This window comes from Rhodomicrobium sp. R_RK_3 (assembly GCF_002198715.1).
GTDB lineage: Bacteria > Pseudomonadota > Alphaproteobacteria > Rhizobiales > Rhodomicrobiaceae > R-RK-3.
The window spans coordinates 82443-100844 of record NZ_MWLK01000033.1 but is presented as its reverse complement, the minus strand read 5'-3'; the positions used below and the strand labels follow the sequence as shown (position 1 = coordinate 100844).

The following is an 18402-nucleotide window of genomic DNA, read 5'->3' as shown; positions in this document are numbered from 1 at the left end:
TCCAATCCCGTCCCGCTCTAGCTGCCGTGCCCATTGGCGCCGGCGGCGATGAATTGCCGGATGGCGCGCAGGGTCTGCTCAGGCTGCTCCTCATGCGGGATATGCCCGCATTCCTCGATCACCTCGATGCGCGAATCGGGCAGGTCGCCGGCCAGCCGCTTGCCGAAACGCAGCGGCACGATCTTGTCGTGCTCGCACCATAGAAGCAGCGCCGGCAGCTTCAGCGTCGGGTAGCGCTTGGAAAAAGCCTCGGCCTGATCGGGGTCGAGGCTGTTGATGGTGTTCAAGAGCGCGTGCCGGCCGCCCTCGCTGTGCAGCGCGCTGGCATAATTGGCGACCGTCTCCGGCGTGACCTTGCCATCCTCGTGATAGGCCATGGCCAGCGCCCGCTCCATCTGCACCTCCGGCGGGATCAGCGACATGCCGATCTCGCCGAGGACGGGCGTGCGCAGCACGCGGAAGAAGAACGGCAGCGGCTGCGCATAGGCGACGCTGTCGATCAGCACCAGCCGCTCGATATCCTTCCTGCCCGTCTCGATCTGGTTCAGCGCCACGGCGAGGGCGACGCCGCCGCCGAAGGAATGGCCGATCAAGGTGACATTGTGCAGATTGAGCCGGTCGATATAGTCCTCGACCAGCCGGGCCTGATCGAAAATCGAATAATGATTGTCGAGCGGCTTGTCGGATTGGCCAAAGCCCTTCAGGTCGATGGCGATGACGCGGTTGGTCTTGGCCAGCGCCGGCATGATCTTGTGCCAGGTATAGCTGGAGGCGCCGAGCCCGTGCAGCAGCACGATCGGCTTGCCCTTGCCCTGCTCGTGCACGGCGAGCTTGACGGCATCGTCGCCCTTGCCGACGGGCTGGAACTTGATGGTGCGCATCGCGTCCAGCATATCGGGGGCGATCCCCGGCGCGCAGCTTGCGAGCAGGGCCGCCGCCGCAGCGGCTATCGCGAAAATCAGGCAGCGCAGGCTCATCGTCTTCCCTGTCTCAGGCTACGCCACAACGCTCTGCCCTTGGCCGTATCGCTGACCCAACTCCAAACAAATTAGCGTTCCGGGCCGCCACAGGCAACTTTGTGGATGAATGTGCGGCTTTCCTGAGGCGAGAAAAAACACGTAGAGATTGAGCCCGCGTTAATACCGACTCCCCGAGGCGGATTCCGCGACGTATTCTGCCCGCACTGTGGCGTTCGTTGCGTTGATCAAATGCTTGTGTTGCGCGTGATTTCCGGGCTTGCCGCCCTGTGCCTCGCCGCCTGGGCGCGGCCCGCCGCCGCCGGGGAGCTGCCGGGGCTGGCGCCGTTTTTCGCCCGGCTCGGCCTTTTGGAGGGGCGCGGCGATTTCTCCAACGGGTTCGATGTCACCGGCAATGGCTGGTCGGCCTATGGCTCGGCGGTGATCGCCCTGACCGGGCCGGCGGACCAGGATGGCTGGAGGATCAGGCTGTCGGGCAATTACGGCGCCTATGGCTACGACACGCGGCAGACCTATTGCCAGCTCTCGGCCGAGGAGAAGAAGCAGCTCAACGGCACCAATTTTTCCAGCCTCTGCAACGACATATCGAACGATCCGCCGCAAGGGGCGGCGCGCGAGCGGATCGCGGGCATCCTGGCGCCGCATGGGATGGAGCTGATCGGCGATCAGATCATCGCCGCCACGCCGCATCGGGTGACGCATTATAATGTCGGCGTCGCGCCGGGCTATCAGGCGACGCTGGGCGCGCTGATTCTGAAGGTTTATCTGGGCGCGGCCTTCGAGCAGCAGGATGTGCTGCCGGACGATGCGTCGAAATCCCTGCAAGGCGGCTTTTGGGGGGCGCAGAGCGGGCTCGAAGCCTGGCTGCCGCTCGGCGATGACCTCTGGCTGTCGGCGGACGGCTCCTATTTCACCGGCACCTCGGCCTATGGCGCTGCCGTGAAGCTGGGTTTCCGGCCGCTCTCCTGGCTCTCGCTCGGCCCGCAACTGGCGGCCTTCGGCGACGCGGATGACGTCTCCGGCCGTGCGGGAGCCTTCCTGCGCTTCGACGCCATGGGTCTGGAGACCACCCTCGCCGCCGGCCTCTCTGGCGGTTATCGCGACGAAACCAGCACATTCGGCTCGGTGAATATTTATCGCAGATTCTGAGGACGCATGAGGTGGAATCGGCCAGGGCGGCGCGATCTTCCTCAGCCGTCCGAGTCGCCGCAGCCCAGCCCTCTCCCATGGGAGACATTTGCGTATCGAAGGTCCTCTCCCCGTCGTCCCGGACGGCCGTTAGGCCGAGCCGGGACCCAATCCTATTTCCGCTATTGCTGCGGCAAGTGGAGAGGCGAGTGGGCCCCGGCTCTGACGGCCGGGGCGAAGGAATCGAAGTTTTGCAAAGGTCTTCAATGGGAGAGGGAACCGGACGCGGTCTGGGTTACGGGCGTCAGCTATGTCCGCTAGACCGGTCCCGCTCCCCTATGCGCTCCTCTTGCCGAACTCGGCGGACATCAGCCGCATCCGCCCGGCCAGATGCGCCAGCTCGGACGGGCAGGTGCCGCCATAGGCCCAGTCGAGCAGTTCGACCGTATGCACGATCGGGGAGGCGTCGCGGCCTGCGAGCTGGGTGATGCAGCCGATATTGCCGGTCGCCACGCAATCCGGCTTGGTCGCGGCGATGTTGCCGAGCTTGCGCTCGCGCAGCTCCGAGGCAAGTTCCGGCTGCAAGATGTTGTACGTCCCCGCCGAGCCGCAGCAAATATGCCCCTCGCCGACCTCGGCGACCGAGAAGCCCGCCTCGCGCAAAAGGCGGCGCGGCTGGTCGTTGACGCGCTGGCCGTGCTGCATCGAGCAGGCCGAGTGATAGGCGACGCGGATATCAGACCAGCCGGACGGCGCGCCGATGTCGATGACGTCGGCCAGGAATTCGGTGATGTCGCGGGCGAGCGCGCTGATCCGCTTGGCGCGCTCGGCATAGACGGGATCATGGGCCAGCATATGCCCGTAATCCTTGATGGTGGTGCCGCAGCCGGACGCCGTCACCAGGATGGCGTCGAGCGGGGCTTCCTTCATCGCCTCTTCCCAGGCGTCGATATTGCGGCGGGCAAAGTCGCGCGCTTCCTCCTCGCGGCCCATATGATGGACCAGCGCGCCGCAGCAGCCCTCGCGCTTGGCCAGCACGACTTCGACGCCTTGCGAGACCAGCAGCCGGATGGCCGCGTCGTTGATCTGCGGCCGCAGCACCTGCTGGGCGCAGCCCGAGAGCAGCGCGACGCGGGCGCGGCGCGCGCCCTGGCGTCCGAAATAGATCTTCGGCCCCGGGAAATTGACGCGCTTGGGCACCATTGTCGGCGCCATGCCGACCATCGCGGCGAGTTCCTTCAGCCCGACGGCGTGGAACAGCGATTTGAACGGTTTGGCAATGGCCGCCAGAAGCAGCGCCGAACGCATCCGGCCGGGGAAGGGCAGGATGGTCTGGATCAGCCGGCGCATCAGCCGGTCCTTCAGCGGGCGGCTGGCGGTCTTCTCGATGCGCACGCGGGCGTAATCGACGAGATGCATGTAGTCGACGCCGCTGGGGCAGGTCGTGACGCAGGACAGGCAGGACAGGCACCGGTCGACATGGAAGCGGACTTCGGGGGACGCCTTGCGGTCGTTCTCCAGCATGTCCTTGATGAGATAGATGCGCCCGCGCGGCGAGTCGCGCTCGTCGCCGAGCAGCACATAGGTCGAGCAGGTGGCCGTGCAGAAGCCGCAATGCACGCAGCGCCGCAGGATTTCCTCGGCCTCTTTGGTCGCCGGATCGGTGAGCTGGCGGGTGGAGAAATGCGTTTCCATGTGGGTCCCTAGTGCCTCGTCGCCTGTCCCGGCGCTGGTTTTGTGTCTTCCCGAGGAGATGTCGGTGATGCGGGGCGCTGATCTTTTGAGGCGGTGGCTGCTTGCATTGGTGCGAAGCGGGTCGCGCGGATGGTCGATGCCTCGCGGAGAGGCATTACCCCCTCACCCCAACCCTCTCCCCATGGGAGAGGGAGTCCGGCGGTGCCTTGGGGAACGGGCGTGATGCGTGCAATCGGCTTCCGAGCGCCGCCGCTTAACCTCTCCCATGGGGAGAGGTCGGCGCGGAGCCCCGGGTGAGGGGGGAATGCCTCCCGGACGATCGCCGCCGCGCCGCCCTCACCGCGAACCTGCACCCACCCGCTCATCGTCTAAATCCCCGCATACATGCGGCCGGGGCTGAGGATGCGCTGCGGGTCGAAGGCTTCCTTCAGGCGGCGGATCAGGCCCATATTGACTTCAGGCAGCGGCTGGAACACGTCGATGGCGGCGCGCGAGGTGGCGTTCGCCCGCACCAGCATGGCGTCGGCGCCGAACTCGGCGATGATGCGCCGGAGCACGGCGGCACCCGAATCCGTCGCGGGCGGCACCTCGACCCAGATCAGCCCGCCCGACCATTCGTAAGCCGCGGTGCATTCGAGCTGTGCCTTCAGCGCGCTGACGAGTTTCGCCCCCTTGTCGGGCGCGGTGCTGATGCGCCAGAGCGGCCAGTCGCTGCCGGTCAAAAAGGTCAGGTTGCGGATGTCCCGCCAGAAGGCGCGCGAGCGGGCATCGTCCAGCTCGTAAATGGCGCCGAAAGGTTGCAGCGCTTCATGCAGCCGCCCGGTGCGATAGTCGAGCGAGGAGGCGAAATTCTCGATGCGCAGCGCCGTCACCGGCTGGCCGAGCTTGGCGATGTCGGGCATCGACAGCCGCTCGACGAAGGACGCCGGCAGATGCACCGTGCCGGAGACCTCGAAGGGGCTGCCCATGGCGCGGCACATGGCGTTGACCGCGCCCTCGTCCGGCAGGTTGAGGAAGAGCAGCGAGCGCGTGTCCTCGGCCTTCGGCAAGACCTTCATCGTGACTTCGGTCAGCACGGCGAGTGTGCCCCAGGAGCCGGCGATGCCGCGCGCCAGGTCGTAGCCGGTGACGTTCTTCATCACCCGGCCGCCGGATTTGACGATCTCGCCCATGCCGTTCACCGCCCGCACGCCGATCAGATGATCGCGCGCACTGCCGCGCAGCACCCGGCGCGGCCCCGAGGCATTCACCGCGAAGACGCCGCCGATGGTCGCCCCGCCCTGCTGCTCGCCGCCGGAGAGCTGGTCGAGATGGCAGGGCTCGAAAGCGAGCTCCTGGTTGTTCTTCTCCAGCAGCGCCTCGATCTCGGCGAGCGGGGTGCCGGCCTTGGCCGACAGCACCAGCTCGGTCGGCTCGTAGAGCGTGATGCCGCGCATCTGGCCGGTGGAGACGCGCGTCGCCGTTTGCAGCGGCCGGCCGATATTGCGCTTGGTCCGGTTGCCGCAGATTTCGAGCGGGAGTTTCTCGCCGGCGGCCTGCGCGATCAGCGCCGCAAGCTCCTGCTCGCCGGACGGAAGATAGGTCTCGTTAACGTACACGGGCCAAAAACGCCTCTTGCGCCTTCAGGGGGAAGACCTTGCCGGGATTCAGCAGCCAGTCCGGATCGAACACGCTCTTTACGCGCATCTGCTGGGCGATGTCTACGTCGTTGAACTGGGTGCTCATCAGCTCGCGCTTCTCGATGCCGACGCCGTGTTCTCCGGTCAGGCAGCCGCCAAGTTCAACGCAGAGCGTCAGAATTTCCTCGCCGGCGAGTTCGGCGCGGGCTTTTTCGTCCGGGTCGTTGGCGTTGTAGAGGATGAGCGGGTGCAGATTGCCGTCGCCGGCATGGAAGATGTTGGCGACCTGCAAGCGGTGCTTGGCGCAGATCTCGGCGATGCCGCTCAGCGCCTGGGTCAGCTTCGACAGCGGGATGACGCCGTCCATGCAATAATAGTCGGAGATGCGGCCGATGGCGCCGAAGGCGGCCTTGCGCCCCTTCCAGATCGCCGCCGATTCCGCCTCGCTCTCACTGCGCTTGACGAATTTGGGCGCGAAATCCCAGGCGATGCGGTCGATCTGGCCGAGCAGATTGGCGATCTCGGCCTCGGAGCCCTCGACCTCGATGATCAGCAGCGCCTCGACATCGAGCGGATAGCCGGCATGGGCGAACTCCTCGCAGACCTTGATCGCCGGCTTGTCCATGAATTCGATGGCGACCGGCACGATGCCCTGCGCGATGATGGCGGAGACGCAGGCGCCCGCCGCCTCGCTGGAGTCAAAGCCGAGCATCATCGGCCGCGCGCCCTCGGCGTTGCGGAGGATGCGCAGGGTCGCCTCGGTGACGATGCCCATCTGGCCTTCCGAGCCGATGACCAGCGGCAGGAGGTCGTAGCCGGAGGCGTCGAGATGCGTGCCGCCCAGCTCGACGATGTCGCCATTCATCATCACCATTTTCAGGCCGAGCACATTATTGACGGTGACGCCGTATTTCAGGCAATGCGCGCCGCCCGAGTTCATGGCGATGTTGCCGCCGATGGTGCAGGCAAGCTGGCTCGACGGGTCGGGCGCATAGAAGAAATTGGTCGGGGCGACCGAGCGCGAGACGCCCAGATTGGTGATGCCGGTCTCGACGCGGATATAGCGGCTCTCCAGATTGACCTCGAGCACCCGGTTCATGCGCGACAGGCCGAGCACGATGGCGTCCTCCGCCGGCAGCGCGCCGCCGCAGAGCGACGTCCCAGCCCCGCGAGCGACCACGCGCACGCCCGCCAGATGGCAGAAGCTCAGGACCCGGCTGACCTCTTCCGTGGTGGTCGGCAGCACGACGGCGAGCGGCATCTGCTTGTAGGCCGTCAGCGCGTCCGTCTCGAAGGCGCGGCGGCCGGCTTCATCCTCGACGATGCAGCGCGCGGGAACGAGCTTTTTCAGCGCGTTGACGATGGCGCTTCGCTTGCCGAGGATGTCGGCGCGCGGCTTCAAAATCGCGATTCCGGCCATGGATGTCTCCCCTTTTTGTCATTGTTGATGGCTCTCGGTAACAGGTGAGCGGCATACGTGAAATTCGCGGCTAATCTGTGAGATTTAACACCATTGCGTCATTGACAGCCATGTGACGATCCAACACTATCCGCGGGGTTACCACCACCACCACAGCAGCAGTGACGTTAGGCGAGGACAGCGCGGCGTGCCCGTTACTCCTATTACCGATTTGGAGATTTTTGCCCGTGTCGCCGCTGCCGGCAATATGTCCGCTGCCGGACGGGATATGGGCCTGTCTCCAGCGGTTGTCAGCAAGCGCATCAGCCATATGGAAGAACGGCTTGGCGCCCGTCTGTTCCAGCGCACCACCCGGCAGTTGAAACTCACCGAGACCGGCGAAGGTTTCTACGAGCGCGTGGTCGGCATTCTGGCCGATATCGAGGAAGCCGAGGCTTTCGTCTCGCAGCTCAACGACAAGGCGAGCGGGACGCTTCGCGTGACGGCGCCGACCGCCTTCGCCCGTATGCATATCGCGCCGCATCTTGCCACCTTCATGCGCCAGCATCCCGATCTTACCATCGAAATGCAATTGAGCGATCAGATTGTCGATATTGTCGGCGAGGGCATGGATCTGGCCATCCGCGTCGCCGAGCTCGATGATTCCAGCCTGGTGGCGCGCAAACTCGCCCCCAGCCGCCATGTGATCTGCGGCACGCCGGGCTATCTCGACCAGCATGGCCGGCCCAAGACGCTCGCCGATCTGGCCAAGCATAATTGCCTGACCACCGGCTTTCATCAAGTCTGGCGTTTGGATGGCCCGGACGGGCCGTCGGTGGTGAAGGTGAACAGCAATCTGCGCTCCAATTCCAGCGACGTGGTGCACGAGGCGGTCTTGAGCGGCCTCGGCCTCGCGCTGCGCTCGACCTGGGAGATCAGCGAGGATCTGAAGGCCGGCCGGCTCGATGTGGTGCTGCCGGAGTACCGCGAGACGCAAGGCGTGGCGGTGTTCGCGGTCTATCCGTGCCGCCAGTTCATCCCGGCCAAGCTGAAATTCTTCGTCGATTTCCTCGCCCAGCAATATGGCCCGACCCCCTATTGGGATCGCGGCCTGGACCTCACCCGGCGCCAGAGCCCGGTTTACGTCAAGCCTGCCATGCGCGCGGCGCCGTAAGCGGCCTCTCCCACTCTCAGCGAAATCCACGCGAAGGCGGGGATCCAGTACGCCGCAGCGCAAGTGGCTGGGCTGCAAACCAAATTCGCGTTTGTGAATACGGGATCCCGCCTTCGCGGGGTTTTCGATAACGAGCAAGGCCGTGCGACACCTGCGGCGCCAGGACGCGAGGCTTCTCCCCCGCACGCGCCGCCGCGCATGCAACCTTACCCACCCGCGACAACGGCTCAACCCAGCGGCGAAAACTCTCCCTTGCTGGCCCCGGTGAATTCACCTAAGACCGTTTCATGAGCACCCAGACACGGCCTCTGCGCGTGGGCCTCTTCGTGACGTGCCTCGTCGATCTTTTCCGGCCGTCCGTCGGGTTCGCGGCGGTCAAGCTGCTCGAAGGCGCCGGCTGCGTCGTCGAGGTGCCGGAAGCGCAGGTCTGCTGCGGCCAGCCCGCCTATAATTCCGGCGACCGCGCCGACGCCAAAGCCATCGCCCGCCAGATCATCGAAGCCTTCCAGGGCTTCGACTATATCGTCGCGCCCTCCGGCTCCTGCGCCGGGATGCTGCGCAAGCACTACCCGATGCTGTTCGAGGACGACCCCGAAATGCTGCCGCGCGCCAAGGATTTCGCCGCGCGCAGCTTCGAGCTGGTCTCCTTCCTGACCGGCGTGCTGCGCGTCTCCGCCGTCCATGCCGAATTCGACGGAACCGTCACCTATCACGACAGTTGTTCAAATCTGCGCGAGATGGGCGTCGCCCGCCAGCCGCGCGCGCTTTTGGAGACCGTCAAGGGCCTGACCCTGATCGAGGCGGAGGATCGCGAGGTCTGCTGCGGCTTCGGCGGCACCTTCTCGATCAAGTTTCCCGACATCTCCAACGCCATGGTCAGCGCCAAGACCGCGGCGCTCAGCGCCACCGAGGCCGAGACGGTGCTCGGCGGCGACCTCGGCTGCCTGATGAATATTGCCGGAAAACTGTCGCGCGAGGGCTCGCCCGTCCGGGTGCGCCATGTCGCCGAAGTGCTGGCCGGCGAAACCGGCGCGCCGCCGATCGCGGCAAAAGCTTAACAAGACGCGCCGCATGATGGAAACGCGACCAAAACCGAGGGCCTGCTTTGCAGCCGACATCGCATAGTTTCAAGCAAAACGCCTCCGCCGCGCTGATCGACGCCGATCTGCAGCGCGCGCTCGGCCATGCGCGGGGCGGTTTCTCCACCAAGCGGGCGATGGCCCGCGATTTGCTGCCCGAATTCGACGCGCTCTGCGAACAGGCCAAGCAGATCAAGGACCACACGATCGCGCATCTCGACCTCTATCTGGAAGCCTATGAGCAGAAGGTGATCGAGACCGGCGGCCAGGTGCATTGGGCGACGACCGCCGAGGACGCGCGCCAGATCATTCTCGGCATCTGCAAGGAGGCGGGCGCCAAACTCGTCACCAAGGGCAAGTCGATGGTGGCGGAAGAAATATCGCTCAACGGTGCGCTGGAAGGCGCCGGCTACGAGGTCGCCGAAACCGATCTGGGCGAATATATCATCCAGATCCGCAACGAAGCGCCGAGCCATATCATCGCGCCCGCCGTGCATCTCAACCGCGATCAGGTCGAGGCCGATTTCCGCCGCGTGCACAAGCATCTGCCCGAGGGCCGCTCGCTGACGGAGCCGACCGAGCTGGTCTCCGAGGCGCGCGGCATCCTGCGGGAGAAATTCCTCGCCGCCGATGTCGGCATCACCGGCGCCAATTTCATCATCGCCGAGACCGGCACTTCGGTGATCGTGACGAACGAGGGCAATGGCGACCTGACGCAGCTTCTGCCGCGTATCCACATCGTCCTGACCACCATCGAGAAAGTCGTGCCGACGCTGTCAGACGTCAGCGCCATCCTGCGCGTGCTCGCCCGCTCGGCGACGGGGCAGGAAATCTCGATGTACACCACCTTCTCGACCGGCCCGCGCCGCCCCGGCGACCCGGACGGGCCGGAGGAATATCATGTGGTGCTGCTCGATAATGGCCGCACCGAAATGATCGGCTCCGATTTCCAGGACATGCTGCGCTGCATACGCTGCGGCTCCTGCATGAACCATTGCCCGGTCTACAGCGCCGTCGGCGGCCATTCCTATGGCTGGGTCTATCCCGGCCCGATGGGCGCGGTGCTGACGCCGCAACTGATCGGCGTGCATGAGGCCGGCAGCCTGCCGAACGCCTCGACCTTTTGCGGGCGCTGCGAGGCGGTCTGCCCGATGAAGATCCCGCTGCCGAAGATGATGCGGCATTGGCGCGAGCGCGAATATGACGCTGGCGACAGCCCGTGGCTGCAGCGCATGGCGATTCGCGGCTGGTCCTATGCGGCCAAGCGGCCGAAACTTTACCGCTTCTTCGCCAATGCGGCGATGGGCGTGATGGGCGAATGGGGCAAGGCGCGCGGCAATTTCCGCTGGCTGCCGCTGGCCGGCGCGTGGCTGAAATATCGCGACCTGCCGGCGCCGCCCGGACGCACCTTCCAGTCGCAATGGAAGAGCGAGCTGAAACGGCGCCGGATCGAGGCGGAAATGCAGGAGCTGGGGCTATGAGCGCGCGGGACAAGGTGATCGGCGCGATTCGGGCGGGGCTCGGCGCGCGCGGCGACGAACCGGGGCGGCGCGGTCAGGTGCGGGCGCGGCTGGAGCGCAGTCCGCATGGGCTGATCCCGGCGCGGGCGCGGCAGACCAAGCCGGAGCTGATCGCGCAATTCGCGCGGATGCTCGAAGCGCAGACGGCCGTCGTGCGCACCGTGGAGAACCTGAAGGCATTGCCGCAGGCGATCGCCGAACAGCTCGCCGCCTTCAACTTGCCGGCCCGCCTGCGCCATGGCGACGATCCGGTGATTGCGGGCCTCGATTGGGAAGGCACGATGATCGAGCGCGAGACCGGGCCGGCGATCGGCACGGATGCGATCTCGCTCAGCCGGGCAAGTCTGGCCGCGTCGGAGACCGGCACGCTGATCCTAACCTCCGGCGCCGACAATCCCTCGACGCTGAACTTCCTGCCCGACACTCATTTCGTCGTGCTGCTGGCCGAAAACCTGCACGGCTCCTATGAGGAGGCCTGGGACGCACTGCGCACGACCTATGGTCGTGGCGCGATGCCGCGCACGGTGAATTTCGTCAGCGGCCCCTCGGCGACGGCCGATATCGAACACACGCTGGTGCGCGGCGCGCATGGGCCGAGGCGGCTGGCGGTGTTCGTGGTGCTGAACGGCCAGCCGACCCGCCGAAAAAATTAATCCCCCGGTTTGTATCAATTCTTGTCAAGATCGCATGGCAAGCTACGAATTCTTGCGGATTTACAACAAATAGTGGGTCGAAAATTCACACCACACCAGAATTGGTCTGTGGTCGACCTAAAAGGCCGCAATTGCGATCAATAGCCTGTTGATAACCCTGTAGAAAACTTGCGGCCATGCCCGAATCTTTTTCGGGACAGGTGAGCTATGTCACAAATCCGCCATGAGGCTGAACAATTGTACACGTGTTCGCGGGTTTCTCGTGAACGCCCTCTTTGGAGTGCCCCGGCAAACCCCGCGCCGGGGCATTTTTTCATCCGGTTTCGCGGATGAAGAGGCGCCGTTACCGGCACCTCTCCACTTATAAGTTACCCCGCTAGCCTGCCTTACGGCGGCCAACTTTGGCGCATCCGAAAATGCAACCATAAGTTGTTTAAACGCAAGATCACACGCATGCAATAGCTTTGTTTACCTATTCGGGACCGATTCACGGCATGAGTGAAGCCGTGACCGAAATCTGGCTTTTTCGCGGCGGAAATAAGCGGCCACACCAAGCCCGCAGCGATAGCGGCGAGCGGGAAAGCAGTTCCAAATTCTTACAGATTTCGCTTATGGTACGTGCGGGCAAGCGATAGCGGATTCTTCCAAATGCCTGTTGGGGAACAGGCGGGAGATCGAGGCGTCGCATGGGGCAGGCCGCCACGCGCGGCCGGTTCGGGGGAGTTTTGCATATGCGCGGCGAGCCGAACCGGCAGCTGACCCGCTACCAGTCTGAAAACGCGCGCCCGGGAGGGCAAAGCCGGGAGGTGGCGCGGCTTCCGCGCAGCACCATCGCCCTGGTGGCGCCGTCACCGGCCATGCTGGCGGTGGCGACCGGCTCGATGATCTACGAGATCTCCAATAGCGGCACCGACGTCGTCTGCTTCGCGCCGGCCGTGGACGAAGCCGCCTTGCAGGCCCTCGCCCGGCTGCGCGCGCCGGTCTACGATCTCCCCTCCTTCAGCCAGGGTTTTTCGCCCATGGCGGACCAGCGCGCGATTATCGCGCTGACCCGCGCCTTCAAGCATTTCCGCCCCGACGTCGTCGCCGGCTACTCGCCCAAGGGCGCCATGATCGCTGGCCTCGCCGCGAAATTGGCGGGGGTGCCGCGCAGCGTTGCGATCATCGGCGAACTCGGCCGGGGGTTCGAGGAAGCGCCGGAGCAGATCTCGCGGGCGCGGCGGCAATTGCAGAAGAATCTGTTCCGCTTCGCCTTCAAGCTGAGCGATACGGCGATCTTCTTCAATGAGGAAAACCACAAGCTGCTGCAATCCTACCGGCTTTTGCCCGCGAAGATGCGGCAATTCCCGATGAATGGCAGCGGCCTGGACCTGCGCTACTTCCCGCCCGCGCCGCTGCCGCCGATCGATCGCGGCGTGATGTTCCTGTTCGCCGGACCGCTCGACCGGCGGCTCGGCATCGCCGAGTTCTGCGAGGCCGCGCGCCGTCTGAAGGCCAAGCCCGGCCGCTATAAATGCCTCGTCGCCGGCCCGGAAATCCGCGGCAGCCACGCCTTCCCGCTGTCGGAGCTGAAGCGCTACCGGGATGTGGTGCAATATCTGGGTCCGCAGGCCGATCCGCGCCCCTATATGGCCCGCACCCATGTCTTCGTCTTGCCCGGGCGCGGCGACACCATCCCGCAGGCGCTGATGGAGGCCATCGCCATGGGCCGTCCGGTTATCACCTCGACCTCGCGCGGCTGCCGCGTCGTGGTGCGCGAGGGGCGCGAGGGCGTCAACGGCCTGATCGTGCCGCCGGGCGATGCGCAGGCGCTTGCCGGTGCGATGGCGCGGCTGCTGCAGCGTCCGGACCTGATCCCGGCCATGTCGCGCGCCAGCCGCGAACTGGCCGAGACGCAATTCGACATCCGCCGCATCAACGCGCTGCTGCTCGGGGCGCTGGATCTGTGAGCGCGAGCGCCATCAACCGCCGCAATCCGGTGCGAATCCGCAAGCAATAATGAATAATGATCGGCGGACGGGGGAGAAGGGGGGATTGATGGCGATCAGACCGGAGTATCAAACGCTCGACGAACGGGCGATCCTCAAGCAACTCGGCCTGCTGCGTCTTCGCGTCGCCGAGCGTTTTCCGACGCGCGGGCTCGCCGCGACCGTGGCTCATCTGGCCGATGTTGCCCGCCCGGCGGCGCAGGAGGCCGCCTCGCTCGGCAAGTCGAACTGGGCGCTGCGGGTGCTCTCGCTGGTCGTCATCCTCACCGGCGCTTACGGATTTTACGAGCTGTCGGTGCTCTACCGGCTCTCGGTCGGCGGCGATGTGGCGCTGACCGAATTCGCGCAAGGGCTGGAGGCCGCGCTCAACATCATGTTGATCACCGGCCTGGTCATCCTGTTCTTCCTGAGGCTGGAGAGCCGGTTCAAGCGCGTCAAGGCGCTGAACGGCCTCTACCGGCTGCGCGCCATCGCCCATGTCATCGACATGCATCAGCTCACCAAGGACCCGTCCTCGATCCTGGGGGCGAGCCGGACCTCGTCCTCGCCGCTGCGCGACCTCGATGACGAGCAATTGCTGCGCTATCTCGATTATTGCGCGGAGATGCTGTCGCTGACCGGCAAGCTCGCCGCGCTCTATGCGCAATATTTCCCCGACCCCACGGTGATCGCCGCCGTCAACGACATCGAGCAGCTCACCACCAATCTCAGCCGCAAGATCTGGCAGAAGATTATGCTGGTGCAGCAAGGCAGCGCGGTGAATAGTGGCGGCGCATGACCGATGATCTCGACCCGATTGCCCATGCGCAAGCCCTGATCCGCTGCCCGAGCGTGACGCCGGAGCAGGCGGGCGCGCTCGACTATATGGAAGCCCGGCTCGGCGCCGCCGGCTTTGCCTGCCGCCGCCTGCGCTTTGGCGGCGGGGGGACGCCTGAGATCGACAACCTCTATGCCCGCATCGGCGAGGGTTCGCCGCATCTATGCTTTGCCGGCCATATCGACGTGGTGCCGCCGGGTGATGAGGCATCCTGGACGGCCGCGCCCTTCGGGGCCGAGATCCGCGGCGGCGTGCTCTATGGACGCGGCGCGGTCGACATGAAGGGCGCCGTCGCGGCGATGATGGCGGCCGCATTGCGCTATCTGGGCGAGCGGGGCGGCCACCCGAACGGCACGATCAGCTTCCTGATGACCGCCGACGAGGAGGGCCCGGCCACCCACGGCACCCGCGCCGTCATCGAATGGATGCGCGGCGCGGGCGAGCGGCCCGATCATTGCCTGCTCGGCGAGCCGACCCATCCGGACCGCATGGGCGAGGCGATCAAGATCGGCCGGCGCGGCAGCCTGTCCGGCCGATTGAGCGTGCGCGGCGTGCAAGGCCATGTCGCTTATCCGCAGCGGACGCGCAATCCGGTGACCGGCCTCGTCGCCGCCATGCAGCGCATCATAGGGGAAAAGCTAGACGGCGGCAGCGAGAATTTCGCGCCCTCCAATCTGGAAGTCACCAGCATCGACACCGGCAATCCGGCCGTGAACGTCGTGCCGGCGAAGGTTTCCGCGCAGTTCAACATCCGTTTCAACGACCTGCACAGCGCGGCCTCGCTCAGCGAGCGCCTACGGGAGCTGGTGGCCGAGACGCTGGCCGGGCGGGGGCTCGAGCACGAGCTGAGTTTCGAATCCAATGCCGACGCCTTCCTGACCCGGCCCGGCGGCTGGGTCGACATGCTGGCGGAGGTCTCGCGCGAGGTGACCGGCGTGATGCCGGTCCTATCGACCGACGGCGGCACGTCGGACGCGCGATTCATCAAGGACATCTGCCCCGTGGTTGAATATGGCTTGGTCAACGAGACCATCCACAAGGTCGACGAGCGCACCCCGGTCGCGGACCTGGAAATGCTGACCGAGATCTACCGGCGCTTCCTGGCGCGCTATTTCGCGCAAGGGCAGTAAGACGCCGACGCGTGGCGGCCAATGCGCCCGGGCACCTTTGAAAAGGAGCCTCCGGATGCTACATAAAGGGGGAGCGGGCCGCCGAAAAAGCGCGCCAAACCCTTGAGGGGCAACAAAACATGCCGGAAGACACGCTGGGGAGCGACGCAGCAGCCTTCGCATTCGACGGCGCGAGGGCCGCGCCGATGATCGATCCCTATGGCCGTTCCATCAGCTATTTGCGCGTTTCGGTGACCGATCGCTGCGATTTCCGCTGCGTCTACTGCATGGCGGAAAACATGGCCTTTTTGCCGAAAAAGGACCTGCTGTCGCTCGAAGAGCTGGACCGGATGTGCTCGGTCTTCATCTCGAAGGGCGTGCGCAAGCTGCGGCTGACCGGCGGCGAACCCCTGGTGCGCAAGAACATCATGAGTCTGGTGCGCTCGCTCTCGCGCCATCTCCAGAGCGGCGCGCTCGAAGAGCTGACGCTCACCACCAATGGCAGCCAGATGGCGCGATTTGCGCCCGAGCTCTACGATTGCGGCGTCCGGCGCGTGAACATCTCGCTCGACACGCTCCAGCCCGACCGCTTCAAGGCCATCACCCGCTGGGGCGATTTCTCCCAGGTCATGGGCGGCATCGACGCGGCGCAGGCGGCGGGGCTGGCGGTCAAGATCAACGCCGTGGCGCTGAAGGGCGTCAACGAGGACGAGATCGAGGCGATGATGGTCTGGGCGCATGAGCGCGGCATGGACCTGACGCTGATCGAGACCATGCCGCTCGGCGATATCGATGGCGACCGCACCGACCAATATCTGCCGCTTTCGGTGGTGCGCGCCCGGCTGCTCGACCGCTGGACGCTGACCGACATTCCCTACAAGACCGGCGGCCCGGCCCGCTATGTGAAGGTCGAGGAGACCGGCGGCCGCATCGGCTTCATCACGCCGCTGACGCATAATTTCTGCGAGAGCTGCAACCGCGTCCGCATCACCTGCACCGGCACGCTCTATATGTGCCTCGGCCAGGACGATGCGGCGGACCTGCGCGCCCCGCTCCGCATGAGCGAGAGCAACGGGCCGCTGGAAGCCGCCATTGACGAAGCCATCGGCCGCAAGCCGAAGGGGCATGATTTCATCATCGACCGCACGCATAATAAGCCAGCGGTCGCCCGGCACATGAGCATGACTGGGGGCTAATGGCCTGCGCTCATCGATATGATTATCAACCGACCCCTGCGGGCTTTATCGCGGCCCCAGCGTAGGGTGCTCGAAACGGATTTCTTCGCCTGGTGGCGGGCCATACGGTATGTACCAACTCTCAGTGTTCCAAGGGAAGTACATTACCATTACAATTATGACGTCTTTGTTGCGGATATGTGTCCATCGGAAGTCATAAGCTCTGTCGTATTTGCCTAGGAATGTAGGCCCCTCGAAATTATTTGGCTGGAGACCTCGGCGCGCGCACTCACGCGCAAATTGCTTCCTTGCATAGAGAGCCGCGCTCTCCGGTGAACTTAACACATATTCCCCAGCCTGATGCAGGCATAGCGCGATTAAAAGGGAAGCGACCGTCGCCGCGCATAATTTGAGAACTCGCGCTCCGCTCATCTGAATATCCGGGCACATCGAATGCGAGGGGTGGTTCGGCCGCATTGCCAGCGGGGCAAGATCGAATATGAAGCGCTCGGCATAATTGCGCAATTCCGATTGTCACGGCCTCTATGAAGGCCGGATGCGCTCTACCTTCTCACGAAAAAAAAAACGTGCGAGCCCCAGGGGCACCGCACGTTCAAGTCTATGGCACACAGTCCAATTCCGGCGCGCCGGCCAGGGAGGGGACGCAGAGCCCCCGGACCTTCATGGGGAGCCGGAAACTCTGCTGGCCGGGGGCATGCCGAAACTCAGGAGCACAAATACGCGTTACAATCTCAAGATGTAATCACCATAGGGTGCAACCCCTTCCGTACCGTTAATGGCCGAAGTTTTTTCATCCGCTAAGAAATTCGGGGCGGCCCGGACGCGCTATTCGATGACGATGCGCGGCGCCGTGCGTTGCTGCTTCTCATCCGACACCGAGGCCCAGACGCGGGCGGCGATGTCCCGGTAGACGGCGGAATGCGGTGATTCCGTATGGCTCACCACCACCGGGAAGCCGCCGTCGGAGGTCTCCCGGATCACCATGTCGAGCGGTACCTCGCCGAGGAAGGGCACGCCGAGCCGTTCGGCCTCGGCCTTGCCGCCGCCATGGCTGAAGATCTCCGAGCGCTCGCCGCATTTCGGGCAGAGGAAATAGCTCATGTTCTCGACGATGCCGAGCACCGGCACGTTGACGCGCTTGAACATGTTCAGCCCCTTGCGCGCGTCGATCAGCGCCAGGTCCTGCGGCGTCGAGACGATCACCGCGCCGGCGAGCGGCACCTGCTGGGCCATGGTGAGCTGGGCGTCGCCGGTGCCGGGCGGCATGTCGACCACCATGATGTCGAGATCGCCCCATTCGACGTCGCGCAGCATTTGGGTCAGCGCCGACATCACCATCGGACCGCGCCAGATCATCGGCGTGTCCTCCTCGACCAGGAAGCCGATCGACATCACCTTGATGCCGTAATTGCGCATCGGGATCAGCGTCTTGTTGTCGAGCAGCTCCGGCTTGCCCGAGAGGCCCATCAGGCGCGGCACGGAGGGGCCATAAATATCGGCGTCGAGCAGGCCGACGCGCAGGCCGTTCACCTGCATCGCCAGGGCCAGATTGACGGCGGTGGTCGATTTGCCGACGCCGCCCTTGCCGGAGGCGACGGCGATGATGCGCTTGACGTTCTCGATGCCGTGCAGCGGCGCGCGCGCGGCCGGCTGCGGCGGGTGCTGGTGCTGATGCGGCGCCTGGGCCGCGCCGGAAGGCTTGCCGGCGGGGCGGTCGGCGGTGAGCGTCGCCATGACGGCCTTGACGCCGGGCACCATGGCGGCGGCGCGTTCGGCGCGCTCGCGCAAGGGCTCAAGTTCCTTGGCGCGGGCGGGCGGCACGGCGATGGAGAAATAGACCTTGCCGTCCTGAACGAGGATCTCGGAGACGAGGTTGAGGCTGACGATGTCGCCGGTGCCGTCCGGCCCCTTCACGCGCTTCAATTCGGCGATGATTTTCTCTTTGGCGGGGGTGGGCGTCATTGCGGTCCTCGGGATGGCATCGGCGGCGGCCGCAGTGGGCCGGCCGATGGAAAGTCGATGGACACTATGTAAGGCGAGCACCGCCC

General features: G+C 65.2%; 14 protein-coding genes. 9 read left to right on the top strand and 5 right to left on the bottom strand.

The features are described from left to right. Positions 1-17 precede the first annotated feature (17 nt). Positions 18-977, bottom strand: a complete 960-nt coding sequence (locus BLEFHOIH_RS20010; RefSeq protein ID WP_088347808.1) for an alpha/beta hydrolase — start codon at positions 975-977, stop codon at positions 18-20. A 231-nt stretch (positions 978-1208) separates the two neighbouring features. Here BLEFHOIH_RS20010 and bcsS point away from each other — a divergent pair, with 231 nt between their 5' ends. Beyond that, positions 1209-2126 (top strand): cellulose biosynthesis protein BcsS, encoded by a 918-nt coding sequence (gene bcsS / locus BLEFHOIH_RS20005; protein ID WP_088347807.1) that lies wholly within the window; start codon positions 1209-1211, stop codon positions 2124-2126. A gap of 315 nt (positions 2127-2441) precedes the next feature. On the opposite strand, the gene glcF is transcribed toward bcsS, so the two are convergent. The 3 genes from glcF to BLEFHOIH_RS19990 all read right to left on the bottom strand — a co-directional run bounded on the left by glcF (position 2442) and on the right by BLEFHOIH_RS19990 (position 6839). Then, positions 2442-3800: a glycolate oxidase subunit GlcF gene (gene glcF, locus BLEFHOIH_RS20000; protein WP_088347806.1), complete on the bottom strand. Its 1359-nt coding sequence runs from the start codon at positions 3798-3800 to the stop codon at positions 2442-2444. Positions 3801-4168: 368 nt separating this feature from the next. After that, a complete protein-coding gene (locus BLEFHOIH_RS19995; protein WP_088347805.1) occupies positions 4169-5398 on the bottom strand; it encodes an FAD-binding protein in 1230 nt (409 codons plus the stop codon). Then, entirely contained in the window at positions 5388-6839 is a 1452-nt protein-coding gene (locus BLEFHOIH_RS19990) for an FAD-linked oxidase C-terminal domain-containing protein (protein WP_088347804.1), read from the bottom strand. Before BLEFHOIH_RS19990 ends, BLEFHOIH_RS19995 begins: the two co-directional genes overlap by 11 nt. A 187-nt stretch (positions 6840-7026) precedes the next feature. Between BLEFHOIH_RS19990 and BLEFHOIH_RS19985 the strand changes: the two genes are divergently transcribed. The 8 genes from BLEFHOIH_RS19985 to moaA all read left to right on the top strand — a co-directional run bounded on the left by BLEFHOIH_RS19985 (position 7027) and on the right by moaA (position 16354). Beyond that, positions 7027-7992 (top strand): LysR family transcriptional regulator, encoded by a 966-nt coding sequence (locus BLEFHOIH_RS19985; protein WP_280950407.1) that lies wholly within the window; start codon positions 7027-7029, stop codon positions 7990-7992. A 287-nt stretch (positions 7993-8279) separates the two neighbouring features. Further along, a complete protein-coding gene (locus tag BLEFHOIH_RS19980) occupies positions 8280-9050 on the top strand; it encodes a (Fe-S)-binding protein (RefSeq protein WP_088347803.1) in 771 nt (256 codons plus the stop codon). Positions 9051-9097: 47 nt separating this feature from the next. Further along, entirely contained in the window at positions 9098-10552 is a 1455-nt protein-coding gene (locus tag BLEFHOIH_RS19975) for a LutB/LldF family L-lactate oxidation iron-sulfur protein (RefSeq protein WP_088347802.1), read from the top strand. After that, a complete protein-coding gene (locus tag BLEFHOIH_RS19970; RefSeq protein WP_088347801.1) occupies positions 10549-11244 on the top strand; it encodes a lactate utilization protein in 696 nt (231 codons plus the stop codon). The genes BLEFHOIH_RS19975 and BLEFHOIH_RS19970 overlap by 4 nt, the downstream gene beginning before the upstream one ends. A gap of 686 nt (positions 11245-11930) precedes the next feature. Next, entirely contained in the window at positions 11931-13193 is a 1263-nt protein-coding gene (locus BLEFHOIH_RS19965) for a glycosyltransferase family 4 protein (protein WP_088347800.1), read from the top strand. Positions 13194-13281: 88 nt separating this feature from the next. Next, positions 13282-14010: a hypothetical protein gene (locus tag BLEFHOIH_RS19960; RefSeq protein ID WP_088347799.1), complete on the top strand. Its 729-nt coding sequence runs from the start codon at positions 13282-13284 to the stop codon at positions 14008-14010. Beyond that, positions 14007-15179 (top strand): succinyl-diaminopimelate desuccinylase, encoded by a 1173-nt coding sequence (gene dapE, locus BLEFHOIH_RS19955; RefSeq protein WP_088347798.1) that lies wholly within the window; start codon positions 14007-14009, stop codon positions 15177-15179. Before BLEFHOIH_RS19960 ends, dapE begins: the two co-directional genes overlap by 4 nt. Positions 15180-15364: 185 nt before the next feature. Further along, entirely contained in the window at positions 15365-16354 is a 990-nt protein-coding gene (gene moaA, locus BLEFHOIH_RS19950; RefSeq protein ID WP_088347936.1) for a GTP 3',8-cyclase MoaA, read from the top strand. 825 nt (positions 16355-17179) lie between these two features. Here moaA and BLEFHOIH_RS19945 read toward each other — a convergent pair. Continuing rightward, the gene (locus tag BLEFHOIH_RS19945) at positions 17180-18316 is read right to left on the bottom strand and encodes an Mrp/NBP35 family ATP-binding protein (protein ID WP_088347797.1); all 1137 of its coding nucleotides are present in this window, start codon (positions 18314-18316) and stop codon (positions 17180-17182) included. Between the last annotated feature and the right edge of the window lie 86 nt (positions 18317-18402).